This is a genomic window from Citrobacter sp. C6_1, from assembly GCF_014596835.2.
Classification (GTDB): Bacteria; Pseudomonadota; Gammaproteobacteria; order Enterobacterales; family Enterobacteriaceae; genus Citrobacter; species Citrobacter pasteurii.
This window is the reverse complement of the sequence record NZ_CP115031.1, coordinates 4362014-4386265: the sequence shown is the minus strand read 5'-3', so window position 1 is coordinate 4386265 and position 24252 is coordinate 4362014. Positions and strand designations below refer to the sequence as shown.

General features: G+C 53.2%; 22 protein-coding genes and 1 pseudogene. 12 read left to right on the top strand and 11 right to left on the bottom strand.

The genetic code is table 11. From position 1 onward, the window contains the following. Positions 1-153 precede the first annotated feature (153 nt). From metA to aceK, 4 genes are all read left to right on the top strand, one after another. A complete protein-coding gene (gene metA / locus IB196_RS20980) occupies positions 154-1083 on the top strand; it encodes a homoserine O-succinyltransferase (protein WP_005132837.1) in 930 nt (309 codons plus the stop codon). A gap of 268 nt (positions 1084-1351) precedes the next feature. Beyond that, the gene (aceB, locus tag IB196_RS20975) at positions 1352-2953 is read left to right on the top strand and encodes a malate synthase A (protein ID WP_005132836.1); all 1602 of its coding nucleotides are present in this window, start codon (positions 1352-1354) and stop codon (positions 2951-2953) included. A gap of 31 nt (positions 2954-2984) precedes the next feature. Beyond that, complete coding sequence (gene aceA / locus IB196_RS20970; RefSeq protein ID WP_188232223.1) at positions 2985-4289, top strand: isocitrate lyase; 1305 nt, start codon at positions 2985-2987, stop codon at positions 4287-4289. A 102-nt stretch (positions 4290-4391) separates the two neighbouring features. Then, positions 4392-6176 (top strand): bifunctional isocitrate dehydrogenase kinase/phosphatase, encoded by a 1785-nt coding sequence (gene aceK, locus IB196_RS20965; RefSeq protein WP_040229872.1) that lies wholly within the window; start codon positions 4392-4394, stop codon positions 6174-6176. Between the two features lie 52 nt (positions 6177-6228). On the opposite strand, the gene iclR is transcribed toward aceK, so the two are convergent. Beyond that, positions 6229-7053 (bottom strand): glyoxylate bypass operon transcriptional repressor IclR, encoded by an 825-nt coding sequence (gene iclR / locus IB196_RS20960; protein WP_005132825.1) that lies wholly within the window; start codon positions 7051-7053, stop codon positions 6229-6231. A gap of 195 nt (positions 7054-7248) precedes the next feature. Between iclR and metH the strand changes: the two genes are divergently transcribed. Together metH and IB196_RS20950 are read left to right on the top strand one after the other, a co-directional pair. Continuing rightward, the gene (metH, locus tag IB196_RS20955; protein WP_188232224.1) at positions 7249-10932 is read left to right on the top strand and encodes a methionine synthase; all 3684 of its coding nucleotides are present in this window, start codon (positions 7249-7251) and stop codon (positions 10930-10932) included. Positions 10933-11171: 239 nt separating this feature from the next. After that, positions 11172-12803, top strand: coding sequence for a Na/Pi cotransporter family protein (locus IB196_RS20950; protein ID WP_040229869.1), 1632 nt, complete (start codon positions 11172-11174; stop codon positions 12801-12803). Between the two features lie 146 nt (positions 12804-12949). Here the strand turns inward: IB196_RS20950 and pepE are convergent. Next, positions 12950-13640 (bottom strand): annotated as a pseudogene (pepE, locus tag IB196_RS20945) (dipeptidase PepE). 213 nt (positions 13641-13853) lie between these two features. On the opposite strand from pepE, the gene IB196_RS20940 reads away from it, so the two are divergent. The 3 genes from IB196_RS20940 to IB196_RS20930 all read left to right on the top strand — a co-directional run bounded on the left by IB196_RS20940 (position 13854) and on the right by IB196_RS20930 (position 15615). Continuing rightward, positions 13854-14213: a type II toxin-antitoxin system RelE/ParE family toxin gene (locus IB196_RS20940; RefSeq protein ID WP_032938228.1), complete on the top strand. Its 360-nt coding sequence runs from the start codon at positions 13854-13856 to the stop codon at positions 14211-14213. Continuing rightward, the gene (locus IB196_RS20935) at positions 14203-14520 is read left to right on the top strand and encodes a helix-turn-helix transcriptional regulator (RefSeq protein ID WP_188232225.1); all 318 of its coding nucleotides are present in this window, start codon (positions 14203-14205) and stop codon (positions 14518-14520) included. The genes IB196_RS20940 and IB196_RS20935 overlap by 11 nt, the downstream gene beginning before the upstream one ends. A 162-nt stretch (positions 14521-14682) precedes the next feature. Beyond that, positions 14683-15615, top strand: a complete 933-nt coding sequence (locus IB196_RS20930; RefSeq protein WP_188232226.1) for a HEPN domain-containing protein — start codon at positions 14683-14685, stop codon at positions 15613-15615. 233 nt (positions 15616-15848) lie between these two features. Here IB196_RS20930 and IB196_RS20925 read toward each other — a convergent pair whose 3' ends face one another. Then, the gene (locus tag IB196_RS20925) at positions 15849-16022 is read right to left on the bottom strand and encodes a hypothetical protein (protein WP_182289548.1); all 174 of its coding nucleotides are present in this window, start codon (positions 16020-16022) and stop codon (positions 15849-15851) included. A gap of 131 nt (positions 16023-16153) precedes the next feature. Here IB196_RS20925 and IB196_RS20920 point away from each other — a divergent pair, with 131 nt between their 5' ends. From IB196_RS20920 to IB196_RS20910, 3 genes are all read left to right on the top strand, one after another. Beyond that, positions 16154-16519 carry a hypothetical protein gene (locus IB196_RS20920; RefSeq protein WP_005132806.1) on the top strand — a complete coding sequence of 122 codons (366 nt, stop codon included), beginning with the start codon at positions 16154-16156 and terminating at the stop codon, positions 16517-16519. Between the two features lie 96 nt (positions 16520-16615). After that, a complete protein-coding gene (locus IB196_RS20915; protein WP_188232227.1) occupies positions 16616-16909 on the top strand; it encodes a type II toxin-antitoxin system CcdA family antitoxin in 294 nt (97 codons plus the stop codon). Then, positions 16909-17226, top strand: coding sequence for a CcdB family protein (locus IB196_RS20910; RefSeq protein WP_040229857.1), 318 nt, complete (start codon positions 16909-16911; stop codon positions 17224-17226). The genes IB196_RS20915 and IB196_RS20910 overlap by 1 nt, the downstream gene beginning before the upstream one ends. A 33-nt stretch (positions 17227-17259) precedes the next feature. Here IB196_RS20910 and IB196_RS20905 read toward each other — a convergent pair whose 3' ends face one another. The 8 genes from IB196_RS20905 to IB196_RS20870 form a co-directional block, all read right to left on the bottom strand. Further along, a complete protein-coding gene (locus IB196_RS20905) occupies positions 17260-18072 on the bottom strand; it encodes a shikimate 5-dehydrogenase (protein ID WP_188232228.1) in 813 nt (270 codons plus the stop codon). Between the two features lies 1 nt (position 18073). Beyond that, positions 18074-19294 carry an L-sorbose 1-phosphate reductase gene (sorE, locus tag IB196_RS20900; RefSeq protein ID WP_005132800.1) on the bottom strand — a complete coding sequence of 407 codons (1221 nt, stop codon included), beginning with the start codon at positions 19292-19294 and terminating at the stop codon, positions 18074-18076. Positions 19295-19345: 51 nt separating this feature from the next. Beyond that, a complete protein-coding gene (locus tag IB196_RS20895) occupies positions 19346-20170 on the bottom strand; it encodes a PTS system mannose/fructose/sorbose family transporter subunit IID (RefSeq protein WP_005132797.1) in 825 nt (274 codons plus the stop codon). 11 nt (positions 20171-20181) lie between these two features. Further along, positions 20182-20979: a PTS mannose/fructose/sorbose transporter subunit IIC gene (locus IB196_RS20890; RefSeq protein ID WP_005132794.1), complete on the bottom strand. Its 798-nt coding sequence runs from the start codon at positions 20977-20979 to the stop codon at positions 20182-20184. Between the two features lie 65 nt (positions 20980-21044). After that, positions 21045-21539, bottom strand: a complete 495-nt coding sequence (locus IB196_RS20885; RefSeq protein WP_005132792.1) for a mannose/fructose/sorbose PTS transporter subunit IIB — start codon at positions 21537-21539, stop codon at positions 21045-21047. After that, positions 21539-21946 (bottom strand): mannose/fructose/sorbose PTS transporter subunit IIA, encoded by a 408-nt coding sequence (locus IB196_RS20880; RefSeq protein WP_005132790.1) that lies wholly within the window; start codon positions 21944-21946, stop codon positions 21539-21541. Before IB196_RS20880 ends, IB196_RS20885 begins: the two co-directional genes overlap by 1 nt. A gap of 9 nt (positions 21947-21955) precedes the next feature. Further along, positions 21956-22762 (bottom strand): SDR family oxidoreductase, encoded by an 807-nt coding sequence (locus tag IB196_RS20875; protein WP_005132786.1) that lies wholly within the window; start codon positions 22760-22762, stop codon positions 21956-21958. A 70-nt stretch (positions 22763-22832) separates the two neighbouring features. Continuing rightward, positions 22833-23780: a sugar-binding transcriptional regulator gene (locus tag IB196_RS20870; RefSeq protein ID WP_188232245.1), complete on the bottom strand. Its 948-nt coding sequence runs from the start codon at positions 23778-23780 to the stop codon at positions 22833-22835. Positions 23781-24252 lie beyond the last annotated feature (472 nt).

The window sequence follows — 24252 nt, the reverse complement described above, 5'->3', positions numbered from 1 at the left end:
TTCTCCTTTTATGTTTACTGCACTATTCTACAGCAAGGAACCGTGAAACTTTCTCAACTTGAACATGCAGGCTCGACATTCGCATGATTCCTGGGTATCTTCAGCTGTCTGGATGTCTAAACGTTTAAACGTATGTAGTGAGGTTATCAGGTTATGCCAATTCGCGTGCAGGACGAGCTACCCGCCGTCAGTTTCTTACGTGAGGAAAACGTCTTTGTGATGACGACATCCCGCGCTTCCGGTCAGGAAATTCGACCACTGAAGGTGCTCATCCTCAACCTGATGCCCAAGAAGATTGAAACGGAAAACCAGTTCCTGCGCTTACTGTCTAACTCACCACTACAGGTAGATGTTCAGCTATTGCGCATCGATGCTCGCGAGTCACGCAATACCCCTACGGAGCATCTGAATAACTTTTACTGTAATTTCGAAGATATCAGCGATCAGAACTTTGACGGACTGATCGTGACCGGCGCGCCGTTGGGTCTGGTTGAATTTAATGACGTGGCTTACTGGCCGCAGATTCAACAAGTGCTTGAATGGGCGAAAGATCACGTTACCTCAACGCTATTTGTTTGTTGGGCGGTGCAGGCTGCGCTGAATATCCTGTACGGAATTCCTAAGCAAACCCGTACGGACAAACTCTCAGGCGTCTATGAGCACCATATTCTGCATCCTCATGCGCTGCTGACGCGTGGATTCGATGATGCGTTCTTGGCTCCGCATTCGCGCTATGCCGATTTTCCTGCTGCGCTTATTCGCGACTACACCGATCTCGAGATTTTTGCCGAGACAGAAGAGGGAGATGCCTACCTGTTTGCCAGCAAAGATAAACGTATTGCCTTTGTGACGGGCCATCCGGAATATGACGCCCATACGCTCGGCAGTGAGTATTTTCGTGACGTCGAAGCGGGCCTGACGCCGGAAGTACCCTATAACTACTTCCCGAAAGATGACCCGCAAAACAAACCGCGGGCAACCTGGCGCAGCCACGGCAATCTGTTGTTTACTAACTGGCTCAACTATTACGTCTACCAGATCACGCCATATGATCTGCGTCACATGAATCCAACGCTGGATTAATCTTCTGTAGCAGACGATCCTTAAGCGTTTCAGCATGTTGAATCAGGCACCTTCGGGTGCCTTTTTTATTTCCGAAACGCACCTCATCATGTAATTAAATTTTATTTATATTGTTATCAGTGAGTTAACTGATATTTAAATTAAAAATGGAAATTGTTTTTGATTTTGAAATTTAAATGAGTAGTCTTAGTTGTGCTGAACGAAAACCGCACAACGATCCTTCGTTCGCATTGGGGATGTGTTTGGATCAATGACGAGGAACTACGCAATGAATCAACAGGCAACGACAACCGATGAACTGGTCTTCATCAGGCCGCGTGGCGAACAGGAACAGCAGATTCTGACCGCTGAAGCGGTAGAGTTTCTGACCGAGCTGGTGACAAGATTTACGCCAAAACGCAATAAACTTCTGGCTGCACGTATCCAACAGCAGCAGGATATTGATGACGGTAAGTTGCCTGACTTTATTTCGGAAACAGCTTCCATTCGTGAAGGTAACTGGAAAATTCGCGGTATTCCTGATGATTTACTGGATCGCCGCGTAGAGATAACCGGGCCTGTTGAGCGCAAGATGGTCATCAACGCGCTGAACGCGAACGTCAAAGTCTTTATGGCTGATTTTGAAGATTCGCTGGCTCCTGGGTGGAGCAAAGTAATCGACGGGCAGATCAACCTGCGCGATGCGGTCAATGGCACCATTAGTTACACCAACGAAGCCGGTAAAATTTATCAGCTCAAACCCAATCCAGCCCTGTTGGTGTGTCGCGTTCGCGGCCTGCATCTGCCGGAAAAACATGTCACCTGGCGTGGTGAACCCATCCCGGGCAGCCTGTTCGATTTTGCCCTCTATTTCTTCCACAACTACAAAGCGTTACTGGCAAAAGGCAGCGGCCCTTATTTCTATCTGCCAAAAACGCAAGCCTGGCAAGAAGCAGCATGGTGGAGCGAAGTGTTCAGCTATGCGGAGGATCGCTTTAATCTGCCGCGTGGCACCATTAAAGCGACTCTGCTGATTGAAACGCTGCCGGCCGTTTTCCAGATGGACGAAATTCTGCACGCGCTGCGTGACCATATTGTCGGCCTGAACTGCGGTCGCTGGGACTACATTTTCAGCTATATCAAAACGCTGAAGAACCACCCGGATCGCGTGTTGCCAGACCGTCAGGTGGTGACGATGGATAAGCCATTCCTCAGCGCCTATTCGCGCCTGCTGATTAAAACCTGCCATAAACGCGGCGCGTTCGCGATGGGCGGCATGGCGGCGTTCATTCCCAGCAAAGATGCGGAACGTAACAACCAGGTGCTGACCAAAGTCAAAGCGGACAAAGCGCTGGAAGCCAATAACGGTCATGACGGCACTTGGATTGCTCATCCGGGACTGGCAGATACCGCAATGGCGGTGTTCAACGACGTACTCGGTGAAAACAAAAATCAGCTGTTCGTGACCCGTGAAGAAGATGCGCCGATTACCGCAGAACAACTGCTGGCGCCTTGTGAAGGTGAACGTACTGAAGAAGGCATGCGCGCCAACATCCGTGTGGCGGTGCAGTACATCGAAGCGTGGATCTCCGGCAACGGCTGCGTACCGATTTACGGTCTGATGGAAGATGCGGCCACCGCCGAAATCTCCCGTACCTCCATCTGGCAGTGGATCCACCACCAGAAAACGCTCAGCAATGGCAAACCGGTGACCAAGCCGCTGTTCCGCCAGATGCTGGCTGAAGAGATGCTGGTGATTCAGGACGAGCTGGGCGAACACCGCTACAGCAGCGGGCGTTTTGACGATGCCGCGCGCCTGATGGAGCAAATCACCACATCAGATGACTTAATCGACTTCCTCACCCTGCCAGGTTACCGCCTGCTTGCGTAATCCACCACAAAACAATATGGAGCATCTGCACATGAAAACCCGTACCCAACAAATCGAAGAATTACAGAAAGAATGGACACAACCGCGCTGGGAAGGCATTACCCGCCCATATAGCGCGGAGGAAGTGGTGAAATTACGTGGCTCGGTCAACCCGGAATGCACGCTGGCGCAGCTTGGCGCAGCGAAAATGTGGCGTTTGCTGCACGGTGAATCGAAGAAAGGCTATATCAACAGCCTCGGCGCGCTGACCGGCGGCCAGGCGCTGCAGCAGGCGAAAGCCGGTATTGAAGCGGTCTACCTTTCAGGCTGGCAGGTGGCGGCAGATGCCAACCTGGCCTCCAGCATGTACCCGGACCAATCGCTGTATCCGGCGAACTCCGTCCCGGCAGTGGTGGATCGGATCAACAACACATTCCGTCGCGCCGATCAGATCCAATGGTCAACAGGTATTGAACCGAACGATCCGCGCTATGTGGATTACTTCCTGCCGATCGTTGCTGATGCCGAAGCCGGTTTTGGCGGCGTACTGAACGCGTTTGAACTGATGAAATCGATGATTGAGGCTGGTGCAGCGGCCGTTCACTTCGAAGATCAGCTCGCATCGGTAAAAAAATGTGGTCACATGGGCGGCAAAGTTCTGGTGCCGACTCAGGAAGCTATCCAGAAACTGGTGGCCGCCCGTCTGGCAGCCGACGTCATGGGTGTTCCGACGCTGGTTATTGCGCGTACTGATGCTGACGCAGCCGATCTGATAACGTCTGACTGCGACCCATACGACAGCGAGTTCATCACCGGCGAACGTACCAGCGAAGGGTTCTACCGTACGCATGCGGGTATTGAGCAGGCGATCAGCCGTGGTCTGGCCTATGCACCTTATGCGGATCTGGTGTGGTGTGAAACCTCCACGCCGGATCTCGAACTGGCGAAGCGCTTTGCCGATGCGATTCACGCGAAATTCCCCGGCAAACTGCTGGCCTACAACTGTTCGCCGTCGTTTAACTGGCAGAAAAATCTGGACGATAAAACCATCGCCAGCTTCCAGCAGCAGCTGTCTGACATGGGCTACAAATACCAGTTTATTACCCTGGCGGGTATTCACAGTATGTGGTTCAACATGTTCGACCTCGCACGCTCCTATGCGCAGGGTGAAGGCATGCGCCACTATGTTGAGAAGGTTCAGCAGCCAGAATTTGCGGCGGCTAAAGACGGTTACACCTTTGTATCCCATCAGCAGGAAGTGGGCACTGGTTACTTCGATAAAGTGACGACCATTATTCAGGGTGGCGCGTCATCCGTTACCGCGCTGACCGGGTCGACCGAAGAATCGCAGTTCTGATCACTGCCCGGTGGCGCTGCGCTTACCGGGCCTACGAAGGGATGTAGGCCGGATAAGCGAACGCGCCATCCGGCATGACGTTATGCCGGATGGGAGAAATCAATGACGCGTGGCCTGGAATTACTGATTGCTCAAACCATCCTGCAAGGCTTTGACGCGCAGTATGGTCGATTTCTGGAAGTTACCTCTGGTGCGCAACAGCGTTTTGAACATGCCGACTGGCATGCTGTTCAACAGGCGATGAAAAGTCGTATCCACCTTTACGATCATCATGTGGGTCTGGTGGTGGAACAACTGCGTTGTATTACTGACGGTAAAAGCACTGATGCGGATTTTTTACTTCGCGTGAAAGAGCATTACACCCGGCTCTTGCCGGATTACCCACGCTTCGAGATTGCGGAGAGTTTTTTTAACTCCGTTTACTGCCGATTATTTGACCACCGCTCGCTGACTCCCGAGCGGCTGTTTATTTTCAGCTCTCAACCAGAGCGCCGTTTCCGCACGATCCCACGCCCGCTGGCGAAAGACTTTTTTCCCGATACCGGCTGGGAGTGGCTGCTAACTCGCGTCCTTAGCGATCTGCCCTTGCGTCTGCCGTGGCAGAACAAACATCGGGATATCCACTACATCATTGAGCACCTGACCGAAACCCTCGGTGCGGATGTGTTGCAGGGCTGCCATTTACAGGTGGCGAACGAGCTGTTTTATCGCAATAAGGCCGCCTGGCTGGTCGGGAAGCTGATTACCCCTTCCGGGACGCTGCCGTTTTTACTGCCAATTCACCGGACAGACGAAGGCGAGCTGTTTGTCGATACCTGCCTGACCACGACGGCGGAGGCGAGCATTGTTTTTGGCTTTGCTCGTTCCTATTTCATGGTGTATGCACCGTTGCCCGCGGCACTGGTGGAGTGGTTGCGCGAGATCCTGCCCGGTAAAACCACCGCTGAATTGTATATGGCGATTGGCTGCCAGAAGCACGCCAAAACCGAAAGCTACCGTGAATATCTGCTCTATCTTGCCCATTGCGATGAGCAATTTATCGAAGCGCCGGGGATTCGCGGCATGGTGATGCTGGTGTTTACTCTACCGGGCTTTGATCGGGTGTTTAAAGTTATCAAAGACAAATTTGCGCCGCAAAAAGAGATGTCTGCCGCCCACGTCCGCGCCTGTTATCAACTGGTTAAAGAGCATGATCGCGTTGGGCGGATGGCTGACACCCAGGAGTTCGAGAACTTTGTGCTGGATAAACGGCAAATCGATCCGGCACTGATGGCGCTGTTATTGCAGGAAGCCCCGGAAAAAATTACCGATCTCGGCGATCAGATTGTCATTCGCCATCTGTATATTGAACGGCGGATGGTGCCGCTGAATATCTGGCTGGAGCAGGTCGAAGGCCAGCAACTGCGCGATGCCATTGAAGAGTACGGCAACGCGATCCGTCAGCTGGCCGCCGCCAATATTTTCCCAGGCGATATGCTGTTTAAGAACTTCGGCGTGACCCGTCACGGGCGCGTGGTGTTCTATGACTACGACGAAATTTGCTATATGACGGAGGTGAATTTCCGCCATATCCCGCCTCCGCGTTATCCGGAAGATGAGATGAGCGCCGAGCCGTGGTACAGCGTATCGCCAGGGGATGTCTTCCCGGAAGAGTTTCGCCACTGGCTGTGTGCTGACCCGCGTATTGGTCCGCTATTTGAAGAGATGCACGCTGACTTGTTCAACGCCGACTACTGGCGGGGTTTGCAAACGCGGATCCGGGAAGGGCACGTGGAAGATGTCTACGCCTACCGTCGTCGGCAACGGTTCAGCGTGCGTTATGAAACCGACCGTAGGCCGGATAAGGCGCTTGCGCCGCCATCCGGAAATGTGCGCCGATCTGCCTGATGGCGCTACGCTTATCAGGCCTACCGAAAATGCCCCCTTTGGGGCATTTTGTTTATTTAATGCCGCCATACGCCAGCGTCACTTCTTTCGCCGCTTTGATCGCCATGGCGCCAAACTCGGTCACGCGATCGTCGGTAATGCGCGAAATCGGGCCGGAGATGGAAATGGCGGCGAACGGCTGGCGGTGCTCGTCATAGATGCACGACGCCACGCAACGCAGGCCCAGCGCATGTTCCTCATCATCAAAGGAATAGCCGCGCTTACGTGTCTGGGCGAGATCCTCTTTCAGATGCACCGGTGACACCAGCGTGGCGTGAGTGTAGGCGTGCAGACCTTTACGGTGCAGCAACCCAGTCACCTGTTCTTCGCTCAGCTGGGATAAAAACGCTTTGCCCGCCCCGGAGGCGTGCATCGGCAGTTTGCCGCCGATGGGCGCGGACATGCGCATCAGTTGGGTGCACTGCACCTGGTCGATAATAATCGCCTGATGGTCGCTTTGATCCAGCACGGCGAGGTTTACCGTTTCACCGGAATCTTCCATTAGCTTGCGCAGAATCGGGTGGACAATCGCCAGCAGATTACGGCTTTGCAAAAAGCTGCTGCCGACGATAAACGCATGCGCGCCCACGGCCCAATGCCCTAATTCACCCACCTGACGAACAAATCCCTGCTGCTGCATGGTGGTCAACAATCGGTGAGTCGTGGAGTTTGGCAGGCCGGCCTGCTGCGCCAGCTCGGTCAGCGCCACGCTTCCGTTGGATTCCGCAATCCACTCGAGCAGCTTCAGGCCACGCGTCAGGGACTGAACCTGCCCGGTTGCGGGCGCAGTGGTAGCGGCGGGTTTTCTACCGCGTTTCGCGGGAACGGGGGCAACCATGGCAGACTCCTTTTCTGTATCGTGGAAATCATTTTCGTTTTATTCAAATATAATGCAAGAATTCCTGTACTGATCGGATGAGTGAAGCTGAACATGTCTCATGTTGGCCGTTGTTCTCTTTTCCGCCTCTCAGGTTTGTGCCAGTATGGCCTGTTGAGTTTTTTTCGGTCTGGTTGAGCGTTGTCGGGAGCGAGTGTGAGCAGCAAAGTAGAACAATTACGTCAGCAGTTAAATGAACGTATTCTGGTGCTGGACGGCGGTATGGGCACCATGATCCAGGGATATCGTCTGAGCGAAGAGGATTTCCGCGGCGAACGCTTTGCCGAATGGCCGTGCGATCTGAAAGGCAACAACGACCTGTTGGTGCTCAGCAAACCGGAGGTGATCGCCGCGATTCACAACGCCTACTTCGAGGCGGGCGCGGACATCATCGAAACCAACACCTTTAACTCCACGACTATCGCCATGGCGGATTACCAGATGGAATCCCTGTCGGCGGAAATCAACTTTGCGGCAGCCAAACTGGCGCGCGCGGCGGCAGACGAATGGACGGCGCGCACGCCGAACAAACCGCGCTATGTCGCGGGCGTGCTTGGCCCAACTAACCGTACGGCATCTATCTCGCCCGACGTCAACGACCCGGCTTACCGTAATATTACCTTTGATCAGCTGGTGGCCGCCTACCGGGAATCCACCAAAGCGCTGGTGGAAGGCGGCAGTGACCTGATCCTGATTGAAACCGTTTTCGATACCCTCAACGCCAAAGCCGCTATTTTCGCGGTTAAAACTGAATTCGAAGCGCTGGGCGTTGAGCTGCCGATTATGCTCTCCGGCACCATCACCGACGCTTCCGGGCGTACGCTCTCCGGCCAGACCACCGAAGCATTCTACAACTCCCTGCGCCACGCCGATGCGCTGACTTTTGGTCTGAACTGCGCCTTAGGGCCGGATGAACTGCGCCAGTACGTGCAGGAACTGTCGCGCATTGCCGAATGCTACGTGACCGCGCACCCGAATGCTGGGCTGCCGAACGCCTTTGGTGAGTACGATCTCGATGCCGACACCATGGCGGTGCAAATCCGCGAATGGGCCGAGGCGGGTTTCCTGAATATTGTTGGCGGCTGCTGCGGCACCACGCCGGAACATATCGCTGCGATGAGCCGTGCGGTTGACGGGCTGCCGCCGCGCCGGCTGCCGGAAATCCCGGTGGCCTGCCGCCTGTCTGGCCTCGAACCGCTGAACATCGGCGATGACAGCCTGTTTGTAAACGTCGGCGAACGGACCAACGTTACCGGTTCGGCGAAGTTTAAGCGTCTGATCAAAGAAGAGAAATACAGCGAGGCGCTGGACGTCGCCCGCCAGCAGGTAGAAAGCGGTGCACAGATTATCGATATCAACATGGATGAGGGGATGCTCGACGCCGAAGCGGCGATGGTGCGTTTCCTCAACCTGATTGCCGGTGAACCGGATATCGCCCGGGTGCCGATTATGATCGACTCATCAAAATGGGACGTTATCGAAAAAGGGCTGAAGTGCATTCAGGGCAAAGGCATCGTTAACTCCATCTCGATGAAAGAGGGGGTTGAGACCTTTATTCATCACGCGAAGCTGCTGCGTCGCTACGGTGCCGCGGTGGTGGTGATGGCCTTTGACGAGCAGGGCCAGGCTGACACCCGCGCGCGCAAAATTGAGATCTGCCGTCGCGCCTACAAAATTTTGACCGAAGACGTCGGTTTCCCGCCGGAAGACATTATCTTCGACCCGAACATCTTTGCGGTGGCGACCGGCATTGAGGAACACAACAACTATGCGCAGGACTTTATCGGTGCCTGTGAAGACATCAAACGCGAACTGCCGCACGCGCTGATCTCCGGTGGTGTCTCCAACGTGTCGTTCTCGTTCCGTGGTAACGACCCGGTTCGTGAAGCCATTCACGCGGTATTCCTCTACTATGCTATTCGCAACGGCATGGATATGGGGATCGTCAACGCCGGACAACTGGCAATCTATGACGACCTGCCCACCGAGCTGCGCGATGCCGTTGAAGATGTGATCCTCAACCGCCGTGACGATGGCACCGAACGACTGCTGGAGCTGGCCGAGAAGTATCGCGGCAGTAAAACCGACGACACGGCGAATGCCCAGATGGCGGAGTGGCGCAGTTGGGACGTGAAAAAGCGCCTCGAATACTCGCTGGTGAAAGGCATAACCGAGTTTATTGAGCTGGATACCGAAGAAGCTCGCCAGCAGGCCGCGCGCCCGATCGAGGTTATTGAAGGACCGCTGATGGACGGCATGAACGTGGTTGGCGACCTGTTCGGCGAGGGCAAAATGTTCCTGCCGCAGGTGGTGAAATCCGCCCGCGTGATGAAGCAGGCGGTGGCGTACCTTGAACCGTACATTGAGGCCAGCAAAGAGAAAGGTTCCAGCAACGGCAAAATGGTCATCGCGACCGTGAAGGGCGATGTGCACGATATCGGTAAAAATATCGTCGGCGTGGTGCTGCAATGTAACAACTACGAAATCGTCGACCTTGGCGTGATGGTGCCTGCGGAGAAAATCCTCAGAACCGCGCGTGAAGTGAATGCCGATCTGATTGGCCTTTCCGGGCTTATCACCCCGTCGCTGGACGAAATGGTCAACGTGGCGAAAGAGATGGAGCGTCAGGGCTTCACTATTCCGCTGCTGATTGGCGGCGCGACCACCTCGAAAGCGCACACGGCGGTAAAAATCGAGCAGAACTATAGCGGCCCGACGGTGTACGTGCAGAACGCCTCGCGTACCGTGGGTGTCGTGGCCGCGCTGCTCTCTGACACCCAGCGCGATGATTTTGTCGCCCGTACACGTAAAGAGTACGAAACCGTGCGTATCCAGCACGCGCGTAAAAAACCGCGTACCCCGCCGGTAACGCTGGCAGCCGCGCGTGAAAACGATCTGGCGTTTGACTGGGAAAACTACACGCCGCCGGTGGCGCACCGCCTCGGCGTACAGCCAGTCGAAGCCAGCATCGAAACGCTGCGTAACTACATCGACTGGACGCCGTTCTTTATGACCTGGTCGCTGGCGGGAAAATATCCGCGCATCCTCGAGGATGAAGTGGTGGGGGAAGAGGCGAAGCGCCTGTTCAAAGACGCCAACGACATGCTCGATAAACTCAGCGCAGAGAAGACCCTGAATCCGCGCGGTGTGGTGGGTTTATTCCCGGCCAACCGCGTGGGTGATGACATCGAGATTTACCGTGACGAGACGCGGACGCACGTCATCAACGTGAGCCATCACCTGCGTCAGCAGACGGAAAAAGTCGGTTTCGCCAACTACTGCTTGTCTGACTTTGTCGCGCCGAAACTGAGCGGCAAAGCTGATTACATTGGGGCTTTCGCAGTTACCGGTGGTCTGGAGGAAGATGCGCTGGCGGACGCCTTCGAAGCCCAGCATGACGACTACAACAAGATTATGGTGAAAGCGATCGCCGACCGTCTGGCGGAAGCATTCGCGGAATATCTGCACGAGCGCGTGCGTAAAGTCTACTGGGGTTATGCGGCAAACGAGAACCTCAGTAATGAAGAGCTAATTCGCGAGAACTACCAGGGGATTCGTCCGGCGCCGGGTTATCCGGCGTGCCCGGAACATACCGAAAAAGCCACCATCTGGGAACTGCTGGATGTGGAGACGCACACCGGAATGAAGCTCACCGAATCCTTCGCGATGTGGCCAGGTGCGTCGGTCTCCGGCTGGTATTTCAGTCATCCGGACAGCAAATACTACGCCGTGGCGCAAATTCAGCGCGATCAGGTTGAAGATTACGCCTTCCGTAAAGGGATGAGCGTAGCGGAGGTTGAGCGCTGGTTAGCGCCGAATCTCGGCTACGATGCCGATTGATTCACAAAACTGTCATCTTTCTTTACAACAAACAGGGCGCTCAATGAGTGCCCTGTCTCTTTATTACGTTTAAACCCTTATACTGAAAGAAGGTTCGCGAGCGCTGTTTGCCGGATGGCGGCGTAAACGCCTTATCCGGCCTACAAGGGACATTCTGTAGGCCTGATAAGCGCAGCGCCATCAGGCACGCTATCCGCGCCGAGCCCAGGAACATATAACGATAAGGAGTACCTGATTCCGTGTTAACTCTGTTACACCTGCTTTCTGCCGTCGCGATGCTGGTTTGGGGTACGCATATTGTGCGTACGGGTGTGATGCGCGTCTTCGGCGCTCGTTTACGCACCGTACTCAGCCGTAGTGTTGAAAAGAAGCCGCTCGCCTTTTGCGCAGGGATCGGCGTTACTGCTCTGGTGCAAAGCAGCAACGCGACCACTATGCTGGTGACCTCGTTCGTCGCGCAGGATCTGGTGGCGCTCACCCCTGCGCTGGTGATTGTGCTCGGCGCCGACGTGGGGACCGCGCTGATGGCGCGTATCCTGACCTTCGATCTCTCCTGGCTGTCACCCTTGCTGATTTTTATCGGCGTCATTTTCTTTCTTGGGCGCAAGCAGTCTCGTGCCGGACAGCTGGGCCGGGTAGGCATTGGTCTGGGGTTGATTTTGCTGGCGCTGGAGCTGATTGTGCAGGCGGTAACGCCGATCACTCAGGCTAACGGCGTACAGGTTATTTTCGCCTCGCTCACCGGCGATATCATGCTGGATGCGCTGATCGGCGCCATGTTTGCGATTATCAGTTACTCCAGCCTGGCGGCGGTACTGTTGACGGCAACGCTGACCGCCGCAGGCATTATCTCGTTCCCGGTAGCGTTATGTCTGGTGATTGGCGCTAACCTCGGCTCTGGCCTGTTGGCGATGCTCAACAACAGTGCTGCGAATGCCGCTGCCCGTCGTGTGGCGCTCGGCAGTCTGCTGTTTAAGCTGGTGGGCAGCCTGATTATCCTGCCGTTTGTTCATCCGTTGGCGAATTTGATGGATGAGTTACCGCTGCCGAAATCTGAACTGGTTATCTACTTCCACGTCTTCTACAACCTGGTGCGCTGCGTGGCGATGGTGCCGTTCGCCGAACCGATGGCGCGTTTTTGTAAACGCATCATCCGCGATGAGCCGGAGCTGGATGCGCATCTGAAGCCCAAACACTTGGACGTCAGTGCGCTGGATACGCCGACGCTCGCGCTGGCGAATGCCGCCCGTGAAGCCCTGCGTATTGGCGACGCCATGGAACAGATGATGGAAGGGCTGAAGAAGGTGATGCACGGCGAGCCGCGCGAAGAGAAAGAGTTGCGCAGGATGGCGGATGACATCAACGTGCTGTACACGGCGATTAAGCTCTATTTGGCGCGGATGCCAAAGGATGAACTGGCGGAAGAGGAGTCACGCCGTTGGGCGGAGATCATCGAAATGTCGCTCAACCTCGAACAGGCTTCCGATATCGTCGAGCGCATGGGGAGTGAGATTGCCGATAAGTCGCTGGCCGCCCGTCGGGCATTCTCTGTCGAAGGGCTGAAAGAGCTGGATGCGCTTTACGATCAGCTGCTCAGCAATCTGCAGCTGGCGATGTCGGTGTTCTTCTCCGGCGATGTGACCAGCGCCCGTCGTCTACGCCGCAGCAAGCATCGCTTCCGTATTCTCAACCGTCGTTATTCGCACGCGCACGTTGACCGACTGCATCAGCAGAACGTGCAAAGCATCGAGACCAGTTCCCTGCATCTGGCGCTGTTGGGCGATATGCAGCGTCTGAACTCGCTGTTTTGCTCCGTGGCCTACAGCGTGCTGGAACAGCCGGATGAAGACGATGAGCGGGATGATTATTGAGTGAGGTGAAGCGGTAGGCCGGATAAGGCATTTATGCCGCCATCCGGCAATGTGCGCTGAACTGCCTGATGGCGCTGCGCTTATCAGGCCTACAGTTGTAGCCCGGATAACGCGAAGCCGCCATCCGGCATCAGACAACAAATCAACTAAAAGCAGTGGCCTGCTTCAACAGCAACCGCCTCTTCACCCGCTTTAAAGATATACGTGGTGTTCGGGCCGCCGAGCACGGACTTACCGTGACTCACCTTGATCCAGTTACCTTCCGGCAAGCCAATCACCGTCAGCTCTGGCGCAACCACCAGCAGTTCGCGGATACGCTGTTCACGCGTTTCGCCTTTGTGGCCTTCCGGCAGCGCGTTGGTGAAATGTGGGTTAATCTGCAGCGGGAACAGACCCAGCGCATCAAAACCTTTGGGATCGACAATCGGCATGTCGTTGGTAGTGCGGATGGTCTGGCAGGCGAGGTTGGAACCCGCGCTCCAGCCGATATACAGCGCACCGCGTTTGACGACATCCACAATCGGCGTCAGCAGCCCGCGCTCGCGGCTCTCTTTCAGCAACTGGAAGGTGTTACCCCCGCCGACAATCACCAGCTCTGCGTTTGCAATGGCTGGCAATTGGATCGGCAACGGTATGAATACCGGTAACGTTAACGCCCATTGGCGCAAAGATGGCTGCCGTTTTCGCCGTGTACTCATCCCAGGTTTGCGTCACGCCGGCGAACGGAATAAACACCGCCGTACGGCGATCATTCAGTTGCTCTGCGATCAGCGGAAGCGCATGTTCCATCCAGCCTTTGCCCGGCAGCGTCGAGTTACTCAATAAAAGCAGTTCCATCATTTCTCCATGTAATCAGAAAATTACAAACCGCAGTCATGTTACCACCGTCAGTATAACGCCTCACTGATATGGCTCACGATGTTGGAAGTGAGGTTCTGGAAAGCGGCTCGCAGACTGGCGTTTTAATTCGGCTGAAAACGAGATTGTTGATTTATTCTTCAGGCGGGTGATGGTGTTTTATACCTATATGGATATAATTAAGGGGGAGGGATGACGAAACCACTTTACTGGGTTGGGCATGCCAGGAAAGATCTGCAGGGGATGCCGGAACATGTTCGGGATACGTTTGGGTTTGCTCTTTGGCTTGCGCAGCAGGGTAAACAGCATTCGCAGACTAAATCATTAAAAGGATTTGGTGGCGCGGGGGTTCTGGAAGTCGTTGAGGATCATCACGGCAACGCCTGGCGGGCGGTTTACACCATCCAGTTGAAAAATGCGGTTTATGTTCTCCATGTTTTTCAGAAGAAATCCGTTTCCGGGAAGGCAACCCCGAAACCTGAAATTGACCTGATTTATCAGCGGCTCAAGGCTGCACAGCGCCATGCGCAGGAGAGTGGATATGTCACATGAAGTGGAAGCCAGTAGCGGTAATGTTTACGCCGATTTAGGCGCGTATGACGCAGAACAGATGCAGTTGAAAGCGCAACTGGCAATGGTGATTGGTGAGATTTTGCAACGCAAAGGGTTAACGCAGCAGCAGGCTGCGCAGCTACTGGGAATGACGCAGCCTAAACTTTCCAACCTGCTACGTGGTCAGTTTCGTGGTATCAGTGAAGCAAAGATGCTCGAATGTCTGGTGAAACTGGGCCGCGATGTGGAGATTGTGGTAGGAAAAGAGGGTAATGTGCAGGGCACGCTGAAAGTAAGCTTTGGCTGATTTCCCCATTCAAGCTTTAACGGTCAATCCAATACCCAGCGCCTTTATCACTGCCAGCGTGGTTTTCAGCGTCGGGTTTGTGCCAAAAGCGGACGCCTACGCCCTAACTAAGCTATTGTGTAATATACGGTACACAATAGCGAAAATTCTAAGCTTGGGAATATGGAAATCAACAAAGAAAAATTGTCAGGTTTACTTAACTACTTCGAGTCTCGCAAGAAATACGCTGCAACTCGAATATCTAGTTTATCCAGTCAGAATGAGATCTGTTTCGCTTTGTCAGGATTGACGTTTCGAAACGGGCCTTATGTTTTCCAAGACGTAGGTGAATTAAGGGAGGTACTTCATCCACCAGGAGAGATAGAGTTAGCCAAAGCGCTTAAGAGCAAGTCGCTACTCAGCGCTGTTGCTCGTCATATGCCCGCAGTTACGCATGAGCTTGCGTTGCAAAGCAGTGAGTCGAAATTTTCTCAATCAGACCTGACTATCGGATGGTGGATCATATCCGCGATCCGATGCCGCACACTCACCGATATACTTGTTCCTGCAGTAGCAAGTGCATCTTGGGATGTATTCCCTGCTCTTCAAGCCAACTCGTGTGAAGTCCAACTTCTTGAGGACGTGCCGGCAGTTCGGAGAATAAGCCCAAGTGTAGAGATATCACTAGAGTCTCTCGACTGGGTTCAAGAGAATCTCAAGCGTTGGATAGATCTGCTAGAGCAACCAGCATTCCGGCTCGCTATTGATTCTTTAACAACTCACAACCAACACGCGAATTTGAGAATGGCTGCTGCTGCTTTATGGGCAGGATTTGAAGCGCTCTTTGGAATCAATTCAGAGCTTCGTTTTCGTCTTGCTCTTATGGCCGCAGCATATCTTGAGGAGCGAGGGCCTGATCGTTTAGCCACCTATCGTAGGGTTAAGAAGCTGTATGACTACCGTTCGAAGGCAGTGCATGGGGGAGCTACGTCAGATAACTTTTTAGTTGAGCATATAATTGAGGTACGAGTGCTTTTATCCCGATTAGTGTGTCGCATGACAGAGATCGGAAAAATGCCCACAACCGACGATTACGAGGAACGGCTTCTAACTTAAGGCTTTTTCTAAGGTAACTTGGAAAAACGCTTGTTTTATCTATACACAGTAAGCCTAACTTCAGTTAACCCGCAAAAATGAGGGTTAACTGATCAACCTCCAAGATTAGGTACAATGAAGTGGTCAACAAAAACTGGCCACCGCAAGAAAACACGTCTATGTCAGTATTTATTCCGAACTTCCGCTGTTCGCTCTAAACAGACCTTCAGAAAAGCGATATAAACTACTGCCTGTTACACTTCAATTCCTTTCTGCTTCAGCTCTTTCCTGATAATGCGCTTAATCCATGCGGATATTGAAGCGTCACCATCCATTGAAAGCGCTTTATGAATCCCTGCTTCCAGTTCCGGCTCGACACGTAACGCGATTTGTTTGTTGCCTTTCTTTTTGAATTCTACCGTTGACATGTGTCTGACACCTGATTTACATTGGTAATCGTAAGACAAGTGTAAGTCAATTCTCTTACAGAAACAACGAAGCCCGGCAGTGCGCGAACACATACCGAGCTTCTAACCACAACATTATACGAGGTAATGCTATGGCTGATGCTAATAGTACCACTAACGCCTGTTTTGCGTCTTCTTCTCCCATTCCACAGGCCGATCTGCTTTATTCTCCACTCGCCGAGGCGTTTCGCCATCTTGATTGTCGCCATCTCACCACCGAAGAAAATCTGGCGCTATCGTTTGGCTGTGAAGAGGCGCTGGCAGGGTTGTACCAGACGCTGAATTTTATGGGCGAAAGCCTGCTGACAATGGCGGGTGAAGGTCAGGAACATTTTGCGTATGAGAGCATATGCCAGTTAGGACACAGTCTGGTAAACATCAGCCAGTTGATTCCCGCGCTGGCGCATTTGGAAGCGAAAGCTGACCAGCAATTGTTTGTCAGCGACTCCCTAAACTAATCTGGAAAGCGCCTCGCAGACTTCTTCTTCGGGGCGTGACAGACCTGTGCAACCATCTTAGTGTGACATGATGATTTGCTGGTCGGGGAATAGGAAATGCTCGCTTATTACGCTAACCTTAGGTATGTCATGCGCACTGCTATGGGGGTTATCATGCGCACTATGTCGAAGGTAAAAAAATCAGTTAATGTCTCTCTGGCTCCAGAGATCCTGGAAGAGGCGCGCAAGCTTAAAATCAATCTGTCAGCGGTTTTAACCGAAGCCCTAATCGAAAAATTTCGTGAGAACAAACGCGATGAATGGCTGCGGGATAATAAAAAATCTATAGCAGCATTAAATCAATGGGTGGAAGAAAACGGTTCGTTCAGTGATTTTCAAAGGACATTCTGATGGAGCAGTATTGCGCTTATGAGAATACAGGAAGTGGAAAAAGCATTTATCCGTTTTTAATTAGCTTACAGCATCCGGTAGCCGCTGTTTTGCAGCATGTACTGGTCGCACCCGTTATCGCGCTAAGCCAGTTTCCCAACGAAGTCCCGCCAGCTAAAATTTGCCCGATTGTTAGCATTGGTGGGCAAGCCTATGTGGTGATGACGTACATGATGACAGGCATACCTGTGAAGAATGTGGGTAACTTTGTGGGAGATCTGACCGCAAACAGGGCAGAACTTCGAGATGCGATTGATTTTCTGATTAATGGTTATTAGAGCGCCCATCCCCGGCGCTCTGTTCCTGCTCTCTTACCCCGCCCGCGCAAATTCTGCGGCTTCGGCAATCAGCGCGTCATCCGGGCGCACGCCGGTGTACATGGCGAATTGCTCCACCGCCTGTAAGGCAATGACCTCTGCGCCGCTGATGGTTTTTTTACCCAGCTTCTGCGCCAGCTTAATCACCGGTGTTTCCGGCGGTAGGGCGACCACGTCAAACACCACGTTGGCGGCAGCAACCATCGCTTCGCTGTAGGCCAGTGCATCACTCTCTTTACCGCCCGCCATGCCGACGGGCGTCACGTTGACCAGAATATCGCAGGCAATTCCATCCGGCTGCGGCTGCCACTGGAAACCGTACTGTTTTGCCAGCGCAGGGCCGCTTTCTCGATTACGGGCGGCAATAATCACATCACGAAAACCGGCATCGCGAAACGCGGCGATGACCGCTTTGCCCATTCCACCGCTACCGCGGATCATGACGCGTGCGCGGTTATCAAGCTGGTGGCTGGTAATCAGGCTTTTTACCGCAATATAGTCGGTGTTAAATCCCGTCAGCGTGCCGCTGTCATTGACGATGGTGTTGACGGAATCAATCACTTTTGCGGAAGGGGCGATGGCATCCAGAAACGGCATACAGCTCTCTTTAAACGGCATTGAGACCGCGCAACCGCGGATACCCAGCGCGCGAACGCCTTTAACTGCGGCCTCAATATCCTGCGTGGTAAAGGCTTTGTAGATAAAATTTAACCCTAACTTTGCATACAGATAATTGTGAAAACGCGTGCCAAAGTTGCCGGGGCGACCGGCAAGCGACATGCACAGCTGAGTGTCGCGGTTAATCATGTTAAATCTCCCCGGCATGAGACAATACGTACTGTTCGGCTTCCTGCGACCAAATCCCTTGATGTTGTTCCAGGATGTCACGTAAGGCTGGATCGTCAATCTGGGTGAGTGCGGTTAACGGAAAGGCCTTGCCGGTGTAGACCAGTTTTTTCCCGCCACCGACTTTTGGCAGTTCCAGCGTGGTTTCACCTGCCGCATTCAGCCCCAGAATGTGCGTCACTACTTTTGCCGCCTGGACTTTCTGCTCTTCAATAAGTTTAACCGCCATGCGCATATCGTCGGTATTACCGCCAGATGTCCCCACGTAATGAGTGAAGGCGTAGTGCACGTCGTAGAAATTAATTGGCGCGCTGAACTGTTTATCCTGCGGACCGGCAAAGAAGTTCATGCAGCCATCGGCTGCCAGCAGGGAAGAGGCCAGCGTGACCAGTTGCTCGTTCGGCACAAACACAAAGATATCGTCGAACCCGTGACCGCCGCTCAGCGCCATCAACGTGTCATACGCCGCATCCTCGGCGTGGAGATAGTGGATCAACGTTTGTGGTTCTGATGGGTAGTGCTTGCGGGCGTAGCTCAGCTTATCGTTGTTGGTGTCAGTCACCACCAACAACGCCGGGTTTACCGGACCATGCAGCGCGTAGTCGATCGCCAGCAGCCCCATCGGCCCGGTGCCACCGAGGATCAGCGTTCGTCCCTGCGGACGAATACCCATCTTATGGTTATAAGTGCCTTCCTGCAGGTGATAGTTGGCGTTGAATGCGCCAATTACACAAGAAAGCGGTTCTACCAGTGAACCCTCAAAGTACGTTTCGCCTTCGTAGGCCAACAGGCAGTCTTGTTCCATGACTTCATCAGGAATAATGACGTGGGTGGCTTCACCGCCTACCCACGGGAAGGAGTATCCCGGACAGTCCGGGCGATCCGGCAGTTGCAGGTTGGCCTGGATGACATAGCGCTGGCCGGGCTGAAACTTATGCTGCCATTTTTTTCCCACGGCAATAATATCGCCACAGAATTCGTGGCCGATGATAATCGGGTTGGTGGCCACATCGTCCGGTACTTTTTTATGGTTCTCACCCTGATTCGCTTCTTTCCAGGAAGAGAGGCACAGGCTGTCCGTCACGACGGAAGCCAGAATTTCGTCATCCTGCATTTCAGGAAGGTCGAAGGTTTCCAGGCGCAGATCACGTTTACCATAAAGGCGTAAAGCTGTTGTTTTCATTGTTCCACCTCAGTTTTGACAGGAGCCCCGACTTCTCATCGGGGCGAAAAATCAGGACAGAAAGCCCAGTGCGTTACCGATAATCCCCAGGCCAAACAGGGCGAAAATCAGCCATACCGGATTAATTTTCTTGTTAAGCAGACGCACCATCAGCAGCGTCAGACCCAGCGCCAGCAGGCCGGGGCAGAGCTGGTCGAGAATGTTCTGCACGGTCATGGTGACGGTGGTACCGTCTGCGCCAGGCGTTTGCGATACCACCAGCGGCACGTTGATGCTGGTCCATTTGGTGACCAGTACTCCCATCACAAACAGGCCGAGAATCGATGCTCCCTCAGTCAGCTTTTGCAGCAGATTGCCACCCATGTCGCTGACGATGTTGACGCCTTTACGAAAGCCAAGCTGTAAGCCGTACCACTTCATCGCCAGGCGTACTGCGTTGAAAATAAAGAAGAATAATAATGGGCCGAGAATGTTGCCGGAGAGCGCTAAAGAGGCGCCAAGCGCGGCGGTAATCGGGCGCAGCGTACCCCATACCAGCGGATCGCCAACACCGGCCAGCGGGCCCATCAGGCCGACTTTGATGCCGTTGATCGCGCCATCGTCAATTTCCGCACCGTTGGCGCGTGCTTCCTCCATTGCGGCGGTGACGCCAATCACCGGACCGCAAACGGCAGGGGTGGTATTGAAGAACACCAGGTGACGTTTGAGTGCGGCAACCTGATCCTCTTTCAGTGGATACAAGCGCTTGATGGCGGGGATCATGTCGTAGCAAAAGCCCAGCCCATGAATGCGCTCGAAGTTGAATGACGCCTGTTGCAGGTTGGAGCGAACAAACATGCTAAACAGGTCGGATTTGGTCAGTTTTTTCTGTTCCATGATGGGCTCCGTTAGTCGTCAAGCTGGTCGAGGGCTTGAGAAGAGGCGGCTTGCGCCTGTGGTTCAGCCTTACGCCACTGTGGGTTCAACTGGATGTAGACCAGCGCGATAATCACGCCCACGCCGCCAAAGGCCAGCAGACTTAAATCGAGGTAACCCCCGGCGATAAATCCGAGGAAGAAGAAGGGCATCAGGTACTTCACGCCCATCATGCGCAGCACCATGGCGTAACCGACCACCACGATAAATCCTCCGGCAATCTGCAGCCCGCGGGTGACGAATTCCGGAATGGCATTCAGCATGTTGCTGACCATGTCCGCGCTGACAAACAGCGAGACAATCAGCGCCGGAATGGCGACGCGCAGCGCCTGTACGCCCAGAGCGGAAACGTGCAGCAAATCGATGGTGCGAAAGCGGGCATCTTCGGCGGCTTTATCCGCCGCGTGCTGGAACACCACGGTGATGGTACGGGCGAATACCGTCAGTACCTGGCCTGCTGCCGCGACTGGCAGAGCGATGGCGATACCGGTGGCGATACTCTGTTGCCCGACAATCACCAGAATGGCGGAGATAATACTGGCGAGTGCCGAATCGGGAGACTGTGCAGCGCCAACGTTCATCCAGCCAAGTGCGATTAACTCCAGCGTACCGCCGAGCATAATCCCGGTTTTTAAATCACCGAGGATCAGGCCGATAACGGTACAGGCGATGAGCGGGCGGTGGGTCTGGAACTCATCCAGCACGCTGCCCATTCCGGCAATACAGGAAAATAGAAATATGGCGATAATTTGTAGGGTACTTATTTCCATAATATGTCACCTTGTGAATGTGATCATCCCTGCCTGTTACAGCATAAATACACAGGCGTTTTTATTTATTCAGCGAGCGATTGTTCTTTTATTTTTTCAAGAATATTAATTGATGGGTCTGATGCGACGACGCGTAAATCCAGCGAAACGCCTAATTTAGCTAACTCATGAAAAGCATGAATATCGTCGTCATCTAATGAGACCGCTTTGGTTAATTGTTTTTTACCGGGTCGCCAGGCCATGCCGCCAATATTTAACGTGGCAATTTTTACCCCTTGTTTTACCATTGCCAGGGCATCTTGCGGACGGGTAAAAAGATAAAAAACGGTTTCGTCCTGATATTGCGGATTATGGTAAACCGCGACTGCCTTTTCGATATTCACGACGTTGACCTTCATCCCCGGCGGGGCGGCCTGGCGTAATAATGTTCGGCGAACTTCATCGTTATATACCTCATCATTGCAGATAATAATCCGCTGGGCATTTGCCACTTTCGACCAGACGGTAGTGACCTGACCGTGGATCAAGCGGTCATCAATACGTGCAAGGGTAATGTTCATCAGAAATCCTCTTCGGTCGTTGCCAGATGTTGCCAGACGACACAGGTTTGTTGAGCAATGGTCGTCAGGTGTTTGCACAGTTCATCCACATTCATACTGCTTTGGTTATCGACCAGCTCCAGTGCCAAAGGCAGAGACAACCCGCTAATAACGCGTATGGCGGGGTTTTGCATTGCCAGCGTTGCGGCGGCGTTCCATGGACTGCCGCACTGTAGATCGACGGCAATCAGCCACTCACCATCGTAGTTGGCGCTCACTAACTTTTTCAACTTTTCTGCAATGTCGTTGGCGTTCTCTCCCGGGACAAATGCCACCGCTTCGACGTTGGCCTCGCCGTAGACCATCTGTACCGATTCCAGCATGGCGCAGGCCAGTTTGCCGTGGGCGCAGAAGATTGCATTGACCATAAAACCTCCTTAGCCGCGCGTTTTACCGCCCGCAATGTTAGTGGTTACTCCGGTAATATAACTGGCGCGTTCTGACAGAAGATAACAAACAAAATCAGCGACTTCATTTAATCGACCAGCCCGACCAATCGGGATCGCGTTTTTGGTGTAACCCTCACGCAACTGTTCGACGGTGATGTTGCGGGTCCAGGCCAGCGCTTCTTCATACTCGGGAGTGCGCAGACCGGTTTTTTCCAGGATGCCAGGCGCAATGCCAACCACACGAATCCCGTGTTTACCCAGCTCTTTTGACCAGGAACGGGTGAAGCTATTCAGTGCGGCCTTGGTGGCTGCATAGCAACTTTGCCCCTCAGAGCCTTCCAGCCCGCTTTCTGAAGAGACATTCACAATCACGCCGTTACGCTGTTTTACCATTTGGCGTGCCGCTGCTTGCGACATTAAGAACACACCTTTCTGGTTGATATTGACCATTTTTTCAAAAGCGGCTTCATTGAGTTCAAATTGCCCGGCGGGGGCTTTTTCATCGACCAGCAGGCGCGGGAAATTAACGCCTGCGTTATTCACCAAACCATCAATACGTCCATAGCGGTGGATAATTTCGGTAACGGTATGATTAACTTCTTTGACGCTGGAAATATCTGTCGGCCAGAAATGATATCCACTATGGCCTTCATATTGACCTTCACCACCATGAATATCCGCCATTTGCACATTCGCGCCCTGTGCTAATAACTCTTCAACAATCGCTAGCCCAATACCGGATGCGCCGCCGGTAACAATAATGACTTTATCCTGCAGATTTAACCACGTTTGCATAATTAACTCCCAATTTCAGATAAGGGGCTCCCACATAAAATAAATTATGTCAGGACCCATTCGAATATATTTACTTCAACAATAATTCAGCAGTATGGCTGTTGGTAACTAAACCGTTAATATAATTTCCACGTAATGCACCAAGTATTCCACTCAGTTTTTCTTCCCCCATGGCAATGCCGATGGAGTAACGCGCCTGCTTTAATTTATTGGTTTCGATGGAGAGTGTTTTTTCACTCATACCGGTCTCTACCGTCACGCCGTTGATATCATAAAAGCGTGAGCAAATATCTCCGGCTACCTGACGGGCATGCAGGTCATCACTCTCTTCGCTGCCGTAAAAGGCGTGCCAGTTGGCGCCATCTCTTATCGCCGGAGAGCCAATCCCGACCAGCGCGACGTCCAGAGTATCCCAATAGGCGGAAATCGATTTGAAATGTTGGGACTGCATAATGCCATTGCGAATGAGCGGGTTCTCCAGCAGCGCCGGAAAATCGGCCAGATGCGATTCCCCCTTGAGCTTTGCCGCTGCGCCGTAGGTCAGCGTATTGACGTGGTAGCGGCTTTCAAGCTTGCCGGACGGCCCGCCAATAATCGGCACGCAAATAAGCTGACGTGACTGGCTGGCGGGGGATAATCCTTCAACAAGTCCCCGTACCGCACGCCCCCATGAAAACCCAATAATGTCGCCGGGTTCCAGTAAGCGCTCCAGTAACTGCGCCCCGTGTACGCCCATCATATTAAGCTGTTCATCTTCCTGTTCGCTGTCGCAGGAGACGACGACCGCCTCTTTCAGGCCAAATTTTTGTTTTAGCTGCTGTTCCAGCCACAGGTTTTCGTTGTAGTCGTAATTAATGGCAATGGTGACGATACCCTGCTCGCGGCCACGCTTTAGCAAGCGACTGATGGTGGTACGATAAATCCCCAGCTCGCGAGCGATTTGCGCTTGTGTCATATCCTGTTCGTAATACAGCTGCGCTATTTTTACGATCAGGCGGATATCATCGCTGTTTTCCATCGCCATTTTTGAACTCCTGCACATTTGTGCAAATCACGAAATTGCCTTCTTGATCTGATATAACCCCATTCTTTCCGCAGCTCAAAGCTATTTTCACTTATTTCAACGCCCTGATCTGGCTGATTGTGCTGCACATTTGATGTGACGATTGTGCGATGTCGGCACAGATGTGCTTGTTGCGCTAATGTATTGATTCTGCTTCGTTTCGCCCAACAAAATTGCAGTTATGGATCACCCACACTTTTGTGTCTAAAGGTGTGACGGATCACAAATAGCCCTCGGGCATTCGCGCACGATTATTTTTATCGCCCGCAAGGTAAGGTATATTTCGCTTTTAATACACAAAAGCATTCAAGTTGTATCAAGGCGGCAAGGGAACGAATTCCTGGGAGCATAGATAACTATGTGACCAGGGTGAGTGAGGGCAGCCAACGCAGAGACGGCTTGAAGGATGAAGTGTATACAGGAGAAA